At 73.4% G+C, this 17,162-nt stretch carries 18 protein-coding genes; 9 read left to right on the plus strand and 9 right to left on the minus strand.

Going from position 1 to position 17,162, the window contains the following annotated elements; all coding sequences use genetic code 11:
• Positions 1–2 precede the first annotated feature (2 nt).
• The 3 genes from AC156L_RS06780 to AC156L_RS06790 are packed head-to-tail and all read left to right on the plus strand — an operon-like array spanning position 3 to position 2,789.
• Positions 3–926, plus strand: coding sequence for a carbohydrate ABC transporter permease (locus AC156L_RS06780; protein ID WP_330877594.1), 924 nt, complete (start codon positions 3–5; stop codon positions 924–926).
• Positions 923–1,756, plus strand: a complete 834-nt coding sequence (locus tag AC156L_RS06785) for a carbohydrate ABC transporter permease (protein WP_330877595.1) — start codon at positions 923–925, stop codon at positions 1,754–1,756. Before AC156L_RS06780 ends, AC156L_RS06785 begins: the two co-directional genes overlap by 4 nt.
• Before the next feature lie 13 nt (positions 1,757–1,769).
• Complete coding sequence (locus AC156L_RS06790; protein ID WP_330877596.1) at positions 1,770–2,789, plus strand: LacI family DNA-binding transcriptional regulator; 1,020 nt, start codon at positions 1,770–1,772, stop codon at positions 2,787–2,789.
• A gap of 87 nt (positions 2,790–2,876) precedes the next feature.
• Here AC156L_RS06790 and AC156L_RS06795 read toward each other — a convergent pair whose 3' ends face one another.
• The 8 genes from AC156L_RS06795 to AC156L_RS06830 form a co-directional block, all read right to left on the minus strand.
• Positions 2,877–3,842 carry a zinc-binding dehydrogenase gene (locus tag AC156L_RS06795; RefSeq protein WP_330877597.1) on the minus strand — a complete coding sequence of 322 codons (966 nt, stop codon included), beginning with the start codon at positions 3,840–3,842 and terminating at the stop codon, positions 2,877–2,879.
• 103 nt (positions 3,843–3,945) lie between these two features.
• A complete protein-coding gene (locus AC156L_RS06800; protein ID WP_330877598.1) occupies positions 3,946–4,272 on the minus strand; it encodes a J domain-containing protein in 327 nt (108 codons plus the stop codon).
• 2 nt (positions 4,273–4,274) lie between these two features.
• Complete coding sequence (locus AC156L_RS06805; RefSeq protein WP_330877599.1) at positions 4,275–4,694, minus strand: hypothetical protein; 420 nt, start codon at positions 4,692–4,694, stop codon at positions 4,275–4,277.
• Between the two features lie 227 nt (positions 4,695–4,921).
• On the minus strand, positions 4,922–5,191 hold the full coding sequence (locus AC156L_RS06810; protein WP_330877600.1) for a hypothetical protein: 270 nt from the start codon (positions 5,189–5,191) through the stop codon (positions 4,922–4,924).
• A gap of 82 nt (positions 5,192–5,273) precedes the next feature.
• Complete coding sequence (locus AC156L_RS06815) at positions 5,274–5,717, minus strand: Hsp20/alpha crystallin family protein (protein ID WP_330877601.1); 444 nt, start codon at positions 5,715–5,717, stop codon at positions 5,274–5,276.
• Positions 5,718–5,847: 130 nt separating this feature from the next.
• Positions 5,848–9,480, minus strand: coding sequence for a DEAD/DEAH box helicase (locus AC156L_RS06820; protein WP_330877602.1), 3,633 nt, complete (start codon positions 9,478–9,480; stop codon positions 5,848–5,850).
• A 43-nt stretch (positions 9,481–9,523) separates the two neighbouring features.
• Positions 9,524–10,012: a mycothiol transferase gene (locus AC156L_RS06825; RefSeq protein ID WP_330877603.1), complete on the minus strand. Its 489-nt coding sequence runs from the start codon at positions 10,010–10,012 to the stop codon at positions 9,524–9,526.
• Between the two features lie 178 nt (positions 10,013–10,190).
• Positions 10,191–10,820: a TetR/AcrR family transcriptional regulator C-terminal domain-containing protein gene (locus tag AC156L_RS06830; protein ID WP_330877604.1), complete on the minus strand. Its 630-nt coding sequence runs from the start codon at positions 10,818–10,820 to the stop codon at positions 10,191–10,193.
• Positions 10,821–10,904: 84 nt separating this feature from the next.
• On the opposite strand from AC156L_RS06830, the gene AC156L_RS06835 reads away from it, so the two are divergent.
• The 4 genes from AC156L_RS06835 to AC156L_RS06850 all read left to right on the plus strand — a co-directional run bounded on the left by AC156L_RS06835 (position 10,905) and on the right by AC156L_RS06850 (position 15,188).
• A complete protein-coding gene (locus AC156L_RS06835; protein WP_330877605.1) occupies positions 10,905–11,396 on the plus strand; it encodes an ester cyclase in 492 nt (163 codons plus the stop codon).
• The gene (locus AC156L_RS06840; protein ID WP_330877606.1) at positions 11,393–12,481 is read left to right on the plus strand and encodes an MBL fold metallo-hydrolase; all 1,089 of its coding nucleotides are present in this window, start codon (positions 11,393–11,395) and stop codon (positions 12,479–12,481) included. The genes AC156L_RS06835 and AC156L_RS06840 overlap by 4 nt, the downstream gene beginning before the upstream one ends.
• Positions 12,482–13,097: 616 nt before the next feature.
• Positions 13,098–14,627, plus strand: coding sequence for a glycoside hydrolase family 43 protein (locus AC156L_RS06845; protein WP_330877607.1), 1,530 nt, complete (start codon positions 13,098–13,100; stop codon positions 14,625–14,627).
• Positions 14,628–14,750: 123 nt separating this feature from the next.
• The gene (locus AC156L_RS06850) at positions 14,751–15,188 is read left to right on the plus strand and encodes a DUF2017 family protein (protein ID WP_330877608.1); all 438 of its coding nucleotides are present in this window, start codon (positions 14,751–14,753) and stop codon (positions 15,186–15,188) included.
• Between the two features lie 16 nt (positions 15,189–15,204).
• On the opposite strand, the gene AC156L_RS06855 is transcribed toward AC156L_RS06850, so the two are convergent.
• Positions 15,205–15,771, minus strand: a complete 567-nt coding sequence (locus AC156L_RS06855; protein ID WP_330877609.1) for a histidine phosphatase family protein — start codon at positions 15,769–15,771, stop codon at positions 15,205–15,207.
• A 432-nt stretch (positions 15,772–16,203) separates the two neighbouring features.
• Between AC156L_RS06855 and AC156L_RS06860 the strand changes: the two genes are divergently transcribed.
• Entirely contained in the window at positions 16,204–16,410 is a 207-nt protein-coding gene (locus tag AC156L_RS06860; RefSeq protein WP_330877610.1) for a hypothetical protein, read from the plus strand.
• A gap of 310 nt (positions 16,411–16,720) precedes the next feature.
• Positions 16,721–17,162: discoidin domain-containing protein (locus tag AC156L_RS06865; protein WP_484406689.1), on the plus strand; the 442-nt coding region annotated here is incomplete at its 3' end.

Below are 17,162 nucleotides of genomic sequence, written 5' to 3' on the forward strand. Positions count from 1 at the left end.
CGGTGCCCTCCACGACGTCCCGCCGACGGCGGGCGGGAGCGGCGACGCCCTACCTGTTCGTCGCCCCCGCGGTGGTCCTGTTCCTGCTGGTGCTCGCGCTCCCCATCGCGTACACCGTCTACCTGAGCCTGTTCCGGACCGAGGTGAGCGGGCTCGGGCTCGGCAGGGGCAGCCGCAGGGAGGTCTTCGCCGGGCTCGGCAACTACGCGCGCACCCTCACCGACTCGGAGATGGGGGCGGGCGCGCTGCGCGTGCTCGGGTACGGCGCGCTGCTCGTGCCGACGATGCTGCTGCTGGCGCTGGTGTTCGCGCTGCTGCTGGACGAGGACCGCGTACGGGCGCGCGGCTTCTCCCGCATCGCGATCTTCCTGCCGTACGCGGTCCCCGGCGTGATCGCGACGCTGCTGTGGGGGTTCCTGTACCTGCCGTCCACGAGCCCGTTCGCGCAACTGCTGGACGAGCTGTCGCTGCCGGAGGTGGACCTGCTGTCGCCGACGGGGATCTACTTCGCGCTGGCCAACATCGCCGTGTGGGGAGGCGTGGGCTACAACACGATCGTCCTCCACACGGCGCTGCGGTCGATCCCGCGCGACCTCTACGAGGCGGCGCGGATCGACGGCTGCTCGGCGTGGCAGGTCGCGCTGCGGATCAAGGTCCCGCTCGTCGCGCCCGCGCTCGTGCTGACGACGCTGTTCTCCGTCGTCGCGACGCTCCAGGTGTTCGCGGAGCCGACCACGTTGGCGCCGCTGACCAACTCGCTGTCGCGCACGTGGAGCCCGCTGATGAAGGTCTACCAGGACGCGTTCGCCCGCGGCGACGTCCACTCCGCCGCGGCGGCCTCCGTGGTCATCGCCGCGGTGATGTTCGTGCTGTCCTCCGGTCTGCTGCGGATCACCCGGTCGCGGGCGTTCGGCGGTGAGCGGTGAGGCGCGCGCTCGGCGCGCTGCCCACGCTCGTGCTGCTGGTCGGCGCCGCCTACTGCCTCCTGCCGGTCGCGTGGGTCGTGGTGGCCTCGACCAAGAGCGGCGGCGAGCTGTTCTCCACGTCCACGTTCTCGCCGGGCACGGCCGCCCTGGCCAACCTGGGCGACCTGTCGTCCTACCGGGACGGTCTGTTCTGGCGCTGGATGGCGAACTCCGCGCTCTACGCGGGCGTCGGCGCGCTGCTGTCGGCCGCGCTGTCCGGGCTCACCGGGTACGCGCTGGCGAAGTTCGCCTTCCGCGGACGCTCGCTGGTGTTCAACGCCCTGATCGCCGGGGTGCTGGTCCCGTCGGTCGTGCTGGCCGTCCCCCAGTACCTGCTGATCTCCGAGGTCGGGCTGGCCGACACCCACCTGTCGGTGCTGGTGCCCAGCGTGCTCAGCCCGTACGGGATCTACCTGGCCCGGATCTACGCGGCGGCGGCCGTGCCGGACGACGTCGTGGAGGCCGCCCGCACCGACGGGGCGGGCGAGGGCCGGATCCTGTGGTCGGTCGCGGCGCCGATGATGGTGCCCGGACTGGTCACCGTGTTCCTGTTCCAGTTCGTCGCGATCTGGAACAACTTCCTGCTGCCGTTCATCATGCTCGGCGACGACGGGAAGTTCCCGGTGACGCTCGGGCTGTACACGATGCTCAACCAGGGCAACACCACGCCCGCCCTCTACACCCTCGCCATCGTCGGCTCGCTCGTGTCGGTGCTGCCTCTGATCGCGCTGTTCCTCACGCTCCAGCGATACTGGCGCGTGGACCTGCTCTCCGGAGCGGTGAAGGCGTGAAGGGAAGTGGGCCATGACCGGCAGGCTGGGCAAGAGCAGGGCGCGACCCACCATCCACGACGTGGCCGCCGAGGCAGGCGTGTCCAGGGGCACGGTGTCGCGCGCGCTCAACGGTGGCCGCAACGTCAGCCCGGTGGCGCTGGAGGCCGTGCTGGCGGCGGTGCGCAAGACCGGGTACGTGGCGAACTCCGCGGCGCGCAGCCTGGTGACGCAGCGGGCGCACTCGATCGCGTTCGTCCTCACCGAACCGCAGAGCAGGCTGTTCGAGGACCCGAACTTCAGCATCCTGCTCCAGGCGTGCACGCAGGAGCTGGCCGAGCACGACCTGCCGCTGCTGCTGATGACGGCCAGCAGCGACGTCGAGCGCAAGCGCACCAGCCGGTTCCTCGCCGCGGGCCACGTCGACGGCGTGCTGCTGGTGTCGTCGCACACCGGCAACCCGCTGGTCGACGAGCTGGTCCAGTTCGACATCCCGGTCGTGACCTGCGGCAAGCCACTGGGCCACGAGGGCGTGGTCGCCTACGCCGCCGCGGACGACCGGGCGGGTGCCAGGTCGATGGTGCGCCACCTGCGGGAGCGCGGCAGGACCAGGATCGCGACGATCACCGGCCCGCTCGACACCCCCGGCGGGGTGGAGCGGCTGGCGGGCTACCGCGACGTCCTCGGCGCCGACGCCGCGCCCGCGCTGATCGCGCACGGCGACTACACCCGTGCGGGCGGCGAGGCGGCCATGGCCGAGCTGCTGGCGAAGGCGCCGGACCTCGACGCGGTGTTCGTCGCGTCCGACCTCATGGCGGCGGGCGCGCTCACCGTGCTCCAGGACGCGGGCCTGCGGGTGCCGAGGGACGTGGCGTTGGGCGGTTTCGACGACTCCGGCATCGCCTCGACGACCCGGCCCGCGCTCACGACCGTGCGGCAGCCGTTCGAGCGGATCACCCGCGAGATGGTGCGCCTGCTGCTGGACCTGGTCGCGGGCCTGCCGCCCGCCGCGGCGCTGCTGCCGACCGAGCTGGTGGTCCGCGACTCGACCTGACGGCACGCCGACCCCGCGATGCTCCCGCTCCACCCACCCGGACGCCTGCTGGAGGTGACCGACCAGCTCGTCGCCGAACCGGCGGACCTAGGGGACCAGCACGAGCTTGCCGACGACCTCGCGCGCTTCGAGCCTGCGGTGGGCGTCGGCGGCCCCGGCCAGCGGCATCGTGGTCACCACGGGGTTCACCGCCCCGCGCCCCACCAGGTCCACGAGGTGGGCCAGGTCGGTGCGGAACGCGGCGGGGTCCCTGTTCGCCCTCGCCGCGACCTGGTAGTTGACCACCTTCGGACCGGGCTCGACCTTCGCGCGCGCCAACGCCGCCACGGCGCGTGCCAGACCACCGACCTTCGACAGGTCCGCGGCGACGGCGAAGCTCATGCCGTACGACACCACCACCCCACCCCGGCCGGTGGCCCGTCGGCTGGCGGCCAGCGACGGCCCGCCGACGGCGTCGAAGGTGGCGTCCACCGGCTCCGGCACCGCGGCCTGGTCGGCGACCACCGCGACACCGCGGGCCTCCAGCACCGCGCGACGGCTCGCGGACGCGGTGCCGAACACCCGGATCCCCCGTCCCGCGGCCAGTTCGGTCAGCGCGGACCCGATTCCTCCCGCGGCCCCGAGCACCAGGATCGAGCCGCCCGTCTCGACGCGGGCCACGCGGTGCAGCATCTGCCACGCGGTCAGGTAGTTCAGGACGAGGGCGGTGACCGCGGCGGCGTCCAGACCGTCCGGAACGGGCACCGCCAACGCCGCCCTCGCCACCGCGTGGGTCGCGTACCCGCCGGTGACCGTCAACGCCGCCACCCGCTGCCCGACCGCGACCCCGTCCACCCCGTGCCCGACGGCCGAGACGCGCCCGACCACGTCGTAGCCCGGCACCACCGGCAGCGTGCCGGGGAACCGGCCCTGCCGGAGCTGGACGTCACCGAACGCCACCCCGGCGGCCTCCACCGCGATGACGACCTCGCCCGTTCCGGGCACGGGCACCGCCACCCGTTCCAGGAGGAGCGCGTCTGGGCCGCCTGGACGGCGAACAACGATCCGCGTCATCTGGTCCACCGTCGGAATACTTGACTTACTCATTGATACAGTCAAGCACATGTCGCACCGAGGTCGTCACCGGAGCCCGACCCGGCACCGCCGAGGACCCGCGTCACCCCGGATGACGACGCACCGGGCCCGCCCGCAGGTCCGGCTCCCGCCGTGGAGCGGGGTGGTGGACGCGCACGGGGACGCGGGTCGGACCTGGTCGGGGGTGTTCGGCGTCGTGGGCCGCGCGGCGGCCGGGATCGCGGAGCACCGCGTAGGCCGCCAGCACGTCGGCCAGGCGAGCGGCGTCCCCCGTGTCGTCGCCGGTGTCGGGGTGCAGGGCGCGGACCAGCACGCGGTACGCCTCGGTCACCTGCGCGGGGGTCGCGTCGCGCGGCACCCCCAGCACCCCGTACGGGTCCGGCGGTGGCGGACGGTGCCACCCCGACACGGTCAGGCGCCCTTCCGCGACGTGCCCGGCCCGGACGGGTCGGCCCCCCGGTGGACCTCCAGGTGGCTCAGCGCGGCGTAGACGTCCCGCGCCGCCCGCTGGGCGTCCTCCAGCGCGTGGCGCAGCTCGGCGAGACCGCGGCACGCGCGGGCGATCTGGTCGGCGGGAGCGCCGTCGTCGGCGAGCACCGAGTACCGGTGCGGGCCGGCGCCGATCCGCGACGCCAGCGCGGCGGCGAGGTCGCCGAGCGTCCCGAACAGGTGGATCATCTGCCAGCTCTCCCGGCTCATGACCACGGGGTCGGGTGTCCGTTCGGGGTCGAGGTGGGCGCGGATCGACCGCTCGGCGGCGCGCGTGGCGTCGGCGAGCGCCGTGGCCAGGACGCCTGCCCTGGTGCGCGTCCTGGGGTGGGACCGGTTCATCTCTGCACTCCACGCCAGTCGGTTCGTCCTGTTCTGCTCCGGGGGTCGGGGGGTCGGGGGGACGGGCCGCGGGGTGCGGCCACGACGAGGGGCGCCGCGCGGTGGCGTCACGAGACGCGGTGCGGGTGTCGTCCGCCGAGCGGACACCCGCGAAGTGGTGGGCGGTCGCCCCCTCGTCGAGCACGCGAACCTCGATGTCGGTCGGCATCACCTCCTGTTCGAACGCCTCACACCGGCGGGGGCGACCGCTCCCGCTCGCCGATCAGGTCGTCGTGGTCGTCGCTCCCCGCGGGCGCGGGCGGCTCGGCGGGTCGACGGCCGCGCGGGGGCGAGGGGCGCGGGCGCCGCCGCGGGGCGGGCGCGCCGAAGTTGGCTGACACGATCGCGGCGAACTCCTCGCGGACCCAGGCGGGTTCGGCGGACAGGACGTCGGCGAACCCGCCCCGGACCGAGCGCTCGTCGCGACGGGCAGTGGTGTGCGAGCTGTCGCCTTCCACGTCAACCTCCCGTGGCACGGGCGGGAACCCCGTCGAACGGCCCTCCGCCGCGCGGGCGGAGGGACCCGTTCGCCGTCGGGGATCAGGCGTTGATCTGCTTGGCGTCCTCGCGCTCGGCCGCGCCCGCGATGGCGATCTTGCGGGGCTTCGCCCTCTCCAGCACCGGGATGCGCAGCGTGAGCACGCCCGCCTCGTAGTTCGCCGTGATGCGATCGGTGTCGAGGGTGTCGCCGAGGAACAGCTGGCGGGAGAACACGCCCAGCGGACGTTCGGCGACCTGCATCTCGACGTCGTCGCCGTGAGCGGTCGGACGCCGCTCGGCCTTGATCGTCAGGACGTTCCGCTCGACGTCCAGGTCGATGGCGTCGGGCGACACACCCGGCAGGTCGAACGCCACGACGAACTCGTCGCCGTCGCGGTAGGCGTCCAGCGGCATCGTCGCGGGCCGCGACCACGTGCCCGGCCTGCCGAACACCTGCTGCGCCAGCCGGTCCAGCTCCCGGAACGGGTCAGTGCGCATCAACATCCGGCACCTCCTCGAATGTCTGTCGTCTGCTGTCAACGCGCACGTACTTTCTACCATGTCGTCCGAACGATGACAACAGCAATGTCATCGTTCGGACGACATTTTTTTGGGAGCGCCGGGAGACCGCGGCTCAGGCCGACCCGAACCCCCGGCGGAGCGGACGCGCGGGCGGGAGGTCCTCCTCCTCGGGGTCCGCGAGCCGGTCGTACGCGGCGAGCCACCCCGTGGCGCGGTAGTCGCCGCGGCGGGTGAACACCGCGACCCCGGCGTCGGCGTCGGACTCCGGGTCGCGCGGGTTGTCGACGTCCGTGGTCGCCTTCGTCACCACGGCGGGCCCCCTGACCCTGCCCCGCCAGGCGATGGCGACCGCGCCCGCGATCCCGGACACCACCGCCCCGGTCTCCCCCTCGACGATCCGCGCGCCCGTGACGCGGTCGCGCAGCAGCGCCGTGTACCCGGCCTGGTCGAGTTCGCAGCCGGTCGGCGGCACACCGGGGTTCCAGTCCGGCGCGCGCAGCCCGGACCCCACCGCCGACCGCCACATCACCGGGACGACGTCCTTCGCGCGGGCACGGGTGGCCATCTGCTCGCACAGCCACAGCAGCCGTCCGGCGCCGCGCCGGGGCACCAGGTGCCGCCACCGGACCCGCTGGTCCAGGTCGGCGGCGACGATCGCGATCCACGGGTGCACCGTGCCCAGCACGCCCTGGGCCGCCAGCCACGCCAGGTAGCGCGGCGCCTGTTCCATCACCGGGTAGATCGTGGCCAGCGGGATGCCCGCCACGACCCGGCGCGGCGCGCGGAACAGGTGCGGTGAGCGGGCGGTGACCAGCAGCGCGGCCCACGCGAGGTCGCCCGGCGCGGTCGACGCGGAGGACCCCAGGCCCTTGATGGACGTGGTGTGGGTGATCCGGGAGGTCCGGCCGCCCGCCTTGATGGCGGTCGCGACGGCCGGGCGCACCGCCTCGGCGACCGGCACCCCGGCCAGTTCCGGCACGGCCACCGCCAGCACCAGGCTCAGCGCCTCCTCGGCGGAGTCCGGGTCGCTCGGCACCGGCAGCAGGCCGAGCGTGCGGCGCAGCCGCTGGCCCGTGTAGGTCGAGACCATCATCCGGGCGGTCATCCGCCCGAGTTCGGTGGTGGCCAGCACGAGGTCGTCGCCGCGCCGGACCCCGGTGAGGTACCCCTCCTCGACCAGGAAGTCCACCGCCGCCTGCACCGGTTCCAGGTCGTCGTCACCCTGCGCGTGGGCGAGGGTTTCCACCCACCACGCCTGCGCGTCGGCCAGCGTGGTGATGCGGGCCTGGAGGACCTCGGCGAGCACGTGGTCGGCGAGGCTGTCGTAGATCCGCGAGTACACCGAGTACCCGGCGACCAGTCGGGTCTGCCACGCCGCCCGTTCGGTCTCCTCGGTCAGCAGGTACGACCAGCCCTGCGTCTCCCCCGCGCCGATGCGGCCCGCGCGGCCGAACATCTGCTGCACGGTCGAGGTGTCCATCGGCTCGCCGCCGATCTTGGTGTCCCGCACGACCACCGCCCGCGCGGGCAGGTTGACGCCCGCGGCGACGGTGGAGGTCGCCACGAGCACGTCCGCCTCCCGCGCCCGGAACGCGCGCTCGGCGGCGTGCTTGTGCTCGTAGTCGGCGTAGTGCATCCGCACCCCGACCGACGCGCACACCTCCGTCAGCGCCTCGACGTCGTCGGCGGCGGCCGTGTGCACCGGGGCGCCGCGGGAGGCGGCGACCGCCATCGCGGTCGACCGGACGTTGCGCTTGGACCCGCAGAACACCAGCACGCTGCCCGATTCGGCGGTGTGCCGCTCGGTCAGCTCCACCACGGCCTGCTCGCGCATCCGGCCGCCGGCGGTGAAGCTCGTGCTCGCGGGGATCACCGGTAGCTGCCACGTCACCCGCGACGGCCGCCACGCCGTCGTCACCAGCGTGGCCTGCAACCACTCGGCGACCTCGGCGGCGTTCGACACGGTCGCGGACAGGCCCACGATCCGCACCGGCGACTCCGCGCCCCGCACCCGCGCCAGCAGCGCCTCCAGCAGCGCGCCGCGGCCGGGGCTGCCGAGCAGGTGGATCTCGTCGACCACCAGGCACCCGACCTCACCGAGCGCGGCCTGCAACGACCCGGTCCGGCAGATCGCCTCGAACTTCTCCGTGGTGGCCACCCACAGGTCGGCCTCGCGAACCTTCTCCACGTCGACCGCGTACTCGCCGGACAGCCTTTCGACGCGCAACCCGTTGCGGCGCCACGCTTCCAGCTCGGTGTTCAGCTCGTCGGTCAGCGACCGCTGCGGCACCAGCCACGCGGCCTTGCGCCCGTCCTGGAGGATCGACCGCAGCGCGGCGAGCTTCCCGATCGTGGTCTTGCCCGCCCCCGTCGGCGCGGCGACCAGCAGGTGCTCGTCGGTGTCCAGGATGTGCGGCGCCGCCTGGCTCTGCGCCGGGTTGAGCAGCGGGAAGGACAGGAACGGCAACCACTCCGCGGGCACGAGGTGCTCCGCGGGCATCGAGTCGGGCACGGTCGCGGGGTCGACCGGCTCGTGCAGGTCCCACAGCACCTCGAACGCCAGCAGCGCCGCGAGCGCCCCGTCACCGCCGACCGGGTCGCACCGGTCCGGCACGAGCCCGCCCACCTCGGACAGCCACGCCGAGGCCACGACCGGCGCGAGCCCGCCGGTCGGCCCGACCGAGGAGACCAGTTCCTCCTCGATCCAGTGCGGCACCGACCGGAACGCCACCTCGGCCTGCTTCAACCGCTCCCGCAGGCGATCGAACCGGGGGTGCTCGGGCAGCACCACGCGGACGTCGGCGGTCGGCGGCAGCTCCGGCAGCTCCAGGTGCGGGTCGACGGTCTTGCGCCACCAGACCAGCCGGTGCTCGGTCGACTCCACCAGCGCGGGCGGCAGGACCGGGATGGACGCGGCGGGCGCGGCGGCGACCGCGGTCGAGCCGGTGAGGATCGACCGGATCCGCGCGGCCATGACGGTGGTCGACACCCGCCGCCGCGCGGGGGTGGGCGCTTCCCCAAGGGGCGCAACGGGTTCCGGCTCGACAGGCTCCGACTCGACGGGCTCCGGGGTCGACCGGGGAGGGACCGCGGGGCCGGACTCCCGCCGTGCGGGAGGCGCGCCCTCGGCGTCATCGGGTGCAGGCCGAGCCGCGGCACGCTCCCCTGGAGCGGGCCGCACACCAGGCTCCGGCCCGGCCGCGGCGCGCTCCCCAGCCACGGGCGGCACACCAGGCTCCGGCCGAGCCGCGGCGCGCGTGCGGGGAGCGGGTCGCACGTCCTGGCCGCCGGACTCCGGCTGAGCCGCGGGAGGCGTCGCGCTGTCGGGACCCGACCGGCGCCGTGCCGGGGGTGCGCTCCCGACCGGCGGGGACGGACGGTGTTCGCGGGGCTCGGGACGTTCGAGCGCCGCGAGCTGGGCCTCCTCGCGCAGCCTGCGGGCCACCGACTCCGGCCGCAGTTCCCCGAGCACCGCCCGCTGCGAGAGCTGCAACTCCCGCACCGTGAACGAGGCCGGGCAGGCGGGGCACACGACCGCGGCCTGGAGCTGCTGCCGCCCCTTGTGCGGGTGCGCCCGGTACATGCCGTGCAGCTGCCCGCCGCACCTCGGGCACGTGCGCTCGATCGGCATCGGCGAGTGCTGCCACCCCGGCTCCGCGTAGCGGGCCGTCGCGGGTTCCGGCCGCACACCCCACCGCGCGTGGGCGACGCCGGCGACCGACGTGTCGTTCGACGCCTGGCTCACCTGTCCCCTTCCGCCGCGGCAGCTCGATGCTATGCCAACCGGGCTACCGGGGCCGGGGGCCCGTTCGCTCGTCGAGCGGTTCACGGACCGCGTCGGGGTGGCCCGCGTGACGCGCGGTCTCCTTGACCGCGCGCGGGGCGATCCGGCGCACGGCGGTGATCTCCTCGCCGAGCGGGGACGGGTGGCCGCCCACCGGACGCGGCGACAGCGGCGTGGCGGTGGGGGCGGCGTTCGACCGGCCGCGCTGGTCCCGGAAGGCGAGGACCTCCGACGGTGGTCGGGTGGTGCGCGGCGGGGTGTTCTCGCCCCTCCCCGGCAGGGGTGCCGCGGAGCCGGTGAGAACCTCCTGGAACCAGTGCCGCCCGGCGTGGCCGAGGTGGTCGACCGGACCGAGCGGCGTCCAGCCGGGGGGCGGCACGGCCGTGGTCAGCGCCTCCTCGTCGAGGCCGTCCGCGATCGCGGGCACACCGGCGCGCCGCGCCTCCAGGAACAGCGGCAACGCCGCCTTCTCCCCGTCCTCCACCCGATCCACGCTCCCTCGGTCGCCGAGGGAGCGGACGCTAACAGGGGGGTCCGACAAGAATCGGTTCCCGGTGACGACGACCTCCCAGTCGCCCGTGACCCGACCCTGGTCCTGGGCCACGGCGCGGTGCACGCGGCCGTCGCCCTGCTGGCCGACCTCCCGCGCCGGGACGCCGGTCGGCGCGCCGTCACCGCCGGGGCGGGCCGGCCACGCGGACGGCGAGCGCGTCGAGCACGAGGTCGAGGCCGAAGCGGTACTCGGCCTCGTGGTGGCAGACGGCCAGGTGGCGGGCGGACTCGGTGACGCGGGGCAGTCCGGTCGCCACCAGCGCGGCCTCGCGGGTCTCGTCCGGCGGCCCCGACCCGATCTCGCGGAGCAGCGTGCCGATGACGTAGGCGAGCAGGGTGCGCGACGCGTGGACGGCCTGCTCGGGGTCGAACCCGGCCCTGGCCAGCACGTCCAGGGCGGCCTCGGTCACCGGGACGGCCGGGTACCCGAGCTGGCGGGCCAGGCTCAGCGTCGCCGTGCGCGGGTGGGCCAGGGCCGCCGCGCGGAAGGCGTCGGCCAGCGCGCGGGCGTCGGCGCGCCAGTCCTCCGTGGACGGCGGCAGCGCGAGGTCGGCGAAGACGACCTCGGCGATGGCGTCGAGCACGTCGTCCTTGTTGGCCACGTGGTTGTAGAGCGACATGGCCTCGACGCCGAGTTCCGCGGCGAGCTTGCGCATGCTCAGCGCGTCGACCCCGTGCCGCTCCACCAGCGCCAACGCTCCCGCGACGACCCGCTCGCGGTTCAGCGGCTCGCGTCTTCCCGTGCTCATCGGCGCATCTCCACGTTGACAAGCTTACGGCGTAAGTGGAACCCTGGTGATACTTACAGCGTAAGTCACCAAGGAGTCGACACCGTGCTCACCGACACCCTGCGCGCCACGCGGGAGAAGATCGTCCTCGACCACTTCCACGACGAGGTCGCCCAGCAGTGGGACGACGTCCTCTCGACGTTCCCCCACCCTCGCTACGAGGTGATCGCCACCGGCGCCGTGCACGACGGCGCCGAGGCGGTGCGCGGCTACTACGCCGACACCCGCACCGCGTTCCCCGACCAGCACCACGAGCTGATCCGGCTGCGGCACGGCGACGACGCCGTCATCTGCGAGTTCTACCTGCTGGGCACGCACCTCGGGCCGTTCGGCTCGATCCCGGCCACGGGGAGCACGTTCAAGGTGCGGATGACCGCGTACTTCATCTTCGAGGACGACGTGCTGGTCTGCGAGCGGATCTACTTCGACGTCCTGACGATGCTCAAGCAACTCCTGGGCGGCCTCGACTACAGGAAGCCGAAGAACTGGCTGCTCGTGGTGAAGGCCCTCCTCGGCGCGCGCAAGGAGCTCAGGTGACGCTGCCAGACGCCTCCGACCTGTCCGGGATCGGCACGCCGGTCGACACCTTCGCGGGCCTGGCCGCCGTCGGCGGCGGTTTCGGCGCGAAGCTCGCGTGGGTCCGCACCAGGGCCGACGACTTCCGCCGCGAGTTCGCCTCCAGCGGCACCCCCGACCGGATCACCACGTGCGACCTGGTCACCCTCCCCTACCCCACCAGGTTCGGCCTGTTCCGCGCCGCGCTGTCCCCCGCCCCGTTCCTGACGATCACCAACCGGATGCTGGTGATCCGCTGGACCGAGACCGACGGTCGCGTGCGGACGCTGCTGTTCGAGCCGAGCGACGTGGAACTGGGCCGCAACACCCCGTACTTCGCCGCGCTGGCCAAGAAGACGCCCTCCGTGCTGGAGCGCCTCCTGGTCACCGGCAACCCCTCCGTCGGCGACCACCTGGCCCGGCTCGGCATCCGCCCCGAGGACGTCGACTACCTGGTGTTCGACCACCTGCACACGCAGGACCTGCGCCGCTGGGTCGGCACCACCGCGGACCAGCCCGACCTCGGCGGCCCCGTGACGCCGTTCTTCCCCAACGCCAGGCTGGTCGTGCAGCGCGACGAGGTCGCCGCCATGCGCGCCCTGCACCCCCTGCAACGCCCGTGGTACCAGGCCGAGCACTTCGCCGACCTCCGCCCCGAGGCGATCCTCGCGGTCGACGGCGGGGTCCTGCTGGGGCCCGGCGTGGCCGTGGTCCCCACGCCCGGCCACGTGTTCGGCAACCAGACCCTGATGCTCAACACCGACACGGGGATCTGGGCGAGCAGCGAGAACGCCATCGCCACCGAGTGCCTCACCCCGGAGCACAGCAGGCTCCCCGGCGTGCGCCGGTGGACGCGGGACTGGCAGCAGGAGGTGGTGCTGAACGCCAACACCCTGGAGACCACCGCGGACCAGTACAACTCGCTCATCCTGGAGAAGTCCGTCGTGGACCGCTCCCAGGCGGACTCGCGCTTCCTCCAGTTCTTCCCGTCGAGCGAGCTGACCGCCCACTGGATCAGCCCCGGCACCCGCCCCACCTTCACGCACGGGGCGATCAGCCACGGCTAGCGGTGCGACACGCGACGTCGGCCGGGTCGTGGGTCCGGGTTCGGACGGTGAGTCGGGCCGCGCGGCGAACTCGGCCTGGACCCGGTTCACCAGGGATCCGCGGGTGGGCAGGAGCAGGCGCGGGGTCTCCCGGCTGATCGCCGCGGTCGAGCAGGTGCGTTCGCCACCTGGACGACGACCAGGTGGCGAACGAGGTGATGCCCCGGTCGGCGGGAGACCACCGACCCCCCGCTCGTCGAACGCGTGGATCACGCCGCACACGCGACTGTCCTCGACCCGCGTCACCGAGGTCGTGTCCCGGACCGCCCGACCCCGACCGGACATCAACACCACGACCGCCCGACGCAGCTTCACCGGGTTCTTCGCGGTCCGGCTGATCCGCGCCGGCTCCCGACCGCCCTCCACCGACAGCGGACGGACGCACGCTTCCGGACGACGAGCCACAAGCACCTCCCGAGCTGACGTGCGGGAGCAGCCCGCACGTCAGCTCGGAAGACCCGGTCACCGGTCACCCCTCCGAGACGCACCACTGGCGCGGGACCGCTCTTGACCGGTGCAGGACAGGAATCCAGCGGTCCCTGGACACGTCGCCAGGGAACGTGGTCTGATCGACACCATGGATTTACAACGTTGCAAATCCTGGCGGCGCAGCCGTCCGGCCAGGATCACCTCCCTCGCCCTGACCGCACTCCTCCTCGGCGGCGTCGCCCCGGCAGCTCCCACGGCGGGCGCCGCCCCGGCGATCCCCGACTACTCCACGGCCGAAGGCGGCAACCCGTTCGTCGACGGCTGGTACGCCGACCCCGACGTGGCCGTCTACGGCGGCAGGTACTGGGTGTACCCGACGGCCTCGCGCCCGTACTCCGAGCAGACGTACCTGGACGCCTTCTCGTCGACCGACCTGGTCCACTGGACCAAGCACCCCGACATCCTGACCACCGCGAGCGTCTCCTGGGCGAACCGGGCGGTCTGGGCTCCCGCCCCGATCGAACGGGACGGGAAGTACTTCCTGTACTTCGGCGCCAACGACATCCAGAGCAACGCCGAGTCGGGCGGCATCGGGGTGGCCGTGGCGGACAAGCCGGAGGGCCCGTACGTCGACGCGATCGGCGCTCCCCTGGTGGGACAGTTCGTCAACGGCGCGCAGCCGATCGACCAGGACGTGTTCATCGACTCCGACGGGCAGGCCTACCTGTACTACGGCGGCTGGGGCCACGCGAACGTCGCGAAGCTCAACCGCGACATGACCAGCCTCGGCACGTTCCCCGACGGGAGCACGTTCAAGGAGATCACGCCCGAGAACTACACCGAGGGCCCGCAGATGTTCAAGCGGGGCGGCAAGTACTACCTCATGTGGTCCGAGGACGGCTGGACCGGCCCGAACTACTCGGTGTCGTACGCGATCTCCGACTCCCCGCTCGGGCCGTTCGCCAAGATCGACAGGGTGCTGGCGCAGGACCCGGCCGTGGCGAAGGGCTCCGGGCACAACTCGGTGATCAACGTCCCCGGCACGGACACCTGGTACATCCTCTACCACCGCCGCCCGCTGAGCCGGTCGGGCGCGAACGACCGGCAGCTCGCCTACGACCGGATGTCGTTCAACGCCGACGGCACGATCCAGCCGGTGACGATGAAGGTGCGCGACGACTTCCGCGACGACAACGCCCTCGGCTGGGCGACCTACGGCGGGTCGTGGTCCGCGGCGGGCGGTCGGTACGCCACGACGTCCTCCTACGGCGGGAAGGCGTTGCTGGACACCAACTTCGGCAACTTCGTCCAGGACGTGGACGTCACGCCCGCGTCGGCGTCGGGTGACTCCGGGGTCGTGTTCCGGGCCACCCAGCCCGCCGTCGGCACGGACTCCTACCGCGGCTACTACGCCGGGGTGAGCGGATCGGGCCGCGTGGTGCTCGGCAAGGCCGCGAACAACTGGACGCCGCTGGCGTCGGCGGCGCTGACCGTCCGGCCCGGCACCCGCTACCACCTGCGGGTCGAAGCGGTCGGGTCGTCGATCAAGGTGTTCGTGGACGACATGACCACGCCGAAGATCAGCGTGACGGACACGACCTACACCAGCGGCGCGAACGGGGTGCGCGTGTTCGCCACGGGCGCGGCGTTCGACAACGTGGCCATCGCCAAGAGGTAGCCGCCGCGCGCCGGGACCGGTTCGGGTGAACCGGTCCCGGCGCCGGTCGAGCCGCGCTCAGCCCCGCGTGTAGCGGCCGGGGGGAACCTGGGACGGGCGTCCGACCCACCGGAGGTGGCCACGATGATCTGCTGGGACCGTCTCGGCGACGACGTCGTCATCGGCGTCCTGGAGGGCGGCGAACCCGCCGCGCTCCGCGACCTGTTCACCAGGGTGCGCGACCTCGTGGCGCCGGAGCACGCGGCCACGTCGACCGATCCCGCGCTGGCGCGGATCCTCCAGGTCCGCCGCGCCCGCGAGCACGGCGAACCCCCGCTGTGGCCGGACGACGAGGTGTTCGACACCGCGCGCACCATGCTGGACCTCGCGCTCTCCACCATCCCGGACGAGGGCGCCGTGGCCGTGCTCCCGTCGTTCAACCACGTGTTCGCGTGGCTGTGGGCGATCACGGACGTGACCGCCGCGAGCCCGCGGGACGCCCGGTGGCTGGGCGACGTCGCCAGGGCTCTGCACGCCACCGCGAGCGCCGAGCGGGCGCACCGCGTCGACCACTTCTGGTGAGACCCGCTCCCGGAGTTCAGAGACCCGGTCCGGTGACGTCCACCCCGTGCTCGGTGAAGCGGATCCGGTAGACCGCGGGCATCGGCATCGCGTGGACGAACGCGTGGTCCACCCCCGCCACCCCGAACCCGACCAGTGCCCTGGAGACGAACGTGCCGTGGCTGCCGACGACCACGGGTCCGGCCCCGGTCCGCTCCGCGAGCGACGTGAGGGCCGCCGTCGCGCGAGCGGTGAACCGGTGGAGGCTCTCCCCACCCGGCCGGGCGAACCCCGGATCGGCCCAGCTCTCGATGTAGTGGCGCACGAAGTCGGGGGTCGGTTCGAGTCCGGAGTCCCACTCCCGCAGGTCGTGCTCCGTCCGGACCGCCACGCCCACCGACCGGGCGAAGGGCTCGACCGTCTGGACGGCCCGCAGGTACGGGCTGGACGCGACGAGGCCGGGCTCGATGTCGGCGAGTTCGGTGACCAGTTCCTCGGCCTGCGCCAGGCCTGCCGCGGTCAACGGCCTGCGGTACTCGTCCGGCCCGCCGGGGCGGGGGACGCACGACCGGGCGTGCCGGACCAGGACGATGTCGACTCCCACCGCTCCAGTGTGCCAGCGCCCCCGCCGTCCGTCCGGCGGACCAGCGGTCCCCTCCACGCGGCACCGCGGAGGACGCCGACCAGCCGCGGAGATGCCGCGGTGCCGTTCGGCGACGCGCCGAAGCCCGTCGTCGACGGGACGGCGCTCGTCGGGTGCGCGTCGGCGAGCCCGGGTGGGCGGAGACGGCGGCTCGCCGCTCCCCCGGCCGTCCGCGCTCACGCCCGCAGAGCGGGGTGCGCGGAGGTCCGACCCGGAACGACCGGTGGCGAACCGGCCCCAACAGGGCTGCCCGTCACCGGTGTCCGGCGCCCGGTCAGGACGTTCACCCCCACGGAGGTTCCCCCATGCCCGCGGCAACCGCAGGCTTGTTCCGCAAGTACATACGGCCACGAGGTCCTCGTCCTCAAGGCCGACCCCGTCGCGGGCGCGGTCATGATCGCACCGCTCAGCTCGGCCGAGCCAGGGGCAGGCGAGCCCCGCGTCCAGGTGAAGACCTGGTGGAGCGACCACTGGGTGCTGCTCGGCGAGTCGGACGTGGTCGGCGCGACCGACCTGGAGAACTCCTGGACCGGCCCGGACCGGCTGGCGGGCAACCAGCTCGACGCCGTGCTGAGGGAGTACCACCGGACCGTCGTGTGACGGGCGCGCCGGGCGGCCGGCGGGCACGCCGACCGCCCGGCGCTGCGGCGTTCAGGTGACGGACGGGCACGCTGGTGCCCACTCCAGGTGGCCCGGTTCACTCGAACGTGGGTCTTCGTCGCTGCCTGGATCGTTCAACCGACTTCCGCTCCTTGCCCCGTGGAAGAACGCGGCGATACAGTCTGTTAGGAAAGTTTCCTAACTATCTCTGCCTCGTTCCGCCGCGCCAGGCTCGAAGGAGCGCCCCGTGCACCTACCACCACGCCGAACCCTGCCCAGGGTCGCGGCGGTCACCGCGACGGCCCTGGCACTGTCCTCCGCGGTCGCCACCCCGGCGAGCGCGGCCGATGTCCTGCTCTCCCAGGGAAAACCGGTCGTCACGTCCACCACGGAGAGCAGTTCGCTCGGCGGCGCCAAGGCCGTCGACGGCAGCACCACCACCCGGTGGGCGAGCGCCGTGAGCGCCGATCCCCAGTGGCTGCGCGTCGACCTCGGCCAACCGTCCACGGTGAACAGGGTGAAGCTGGACTGGGAGGCCGCCCACGCCACGAAGTACCGGCTGGAGGTCTCCGACGACGGCGTCCGCTTCACCACGATCGCGACGGTGGACGACGGGGACGGCGGCACCGACGACCTGCCCGGCCTGGCCGCGCACGGCCGGTACCTGCGCGTCGTGGGGACCACCCGCGCCACGAAGTACGGCTACTCCCTCTGGGAGGTCAAGGCGTACGGCTCGGCCGACTCGACCGGTG

The sequence above is a fragment of the Umezawaea sp. genome, from assembly GCF_057122925.1.

Coding starts and splice junctions, on each gene's coding strand:
- AC156L_RS06815 (WP_330877601.1), bottom strand. CDS start 5,717: ATGTTGATGCGCACTGACCCGTTCCGGGAGCTGGACCGGCTGGCGCAG.
- AC156L_RS06850 (WP_330877608.1), top strand. CDS start 14,751: ATGATCTGCTGGGACCGTCTCGGCGACGACGTCGTCATCGGCGTCCTG.
- AC156L_RS06860 (WP_330877610.1), top strand. CDS start 16,204: ATGATCGCACCGCTCAGCTCGGCCGAGCCAGGGGCAGGCGAGCCCCGC.
- AC156L_RS06805 (WP_330877599.1), bottom strand. CDS start 4,694: ATGAACCGGTCCCACCCCAGGACGCGCACCAGGGCAGGCGTCCTGGCC.
- AC156L_RS06845 (WP_330877607.1), top strand. CDS start 13,098: ATGGATTTACAACGTTGCAAATCCTGGCGGCGCAGCCGTCCGGCCAGG.
- AC156L_RS06830 (WP_330877604.1), bottom strand. CDS start 10,820: ATGAGCACGGGAAGACGCGAGCCGCTGAACCGCGAGCGGGTCGTCGCG.
- AC156L_RS06790 (WP_330877596.1), top strand. CDS start 1,770: ATGACCGGCAGGCTGGGCAAGAGCAGGGCGCGACCCACCATCCACGAC.
- AC156L_RS06795 (WP_330877597.1), bottom strand. CDS start 3,842: ATGACGCGGATCGTTGTTCGCCGTCCAGGCGGCCCAGACGCGCTCCTC.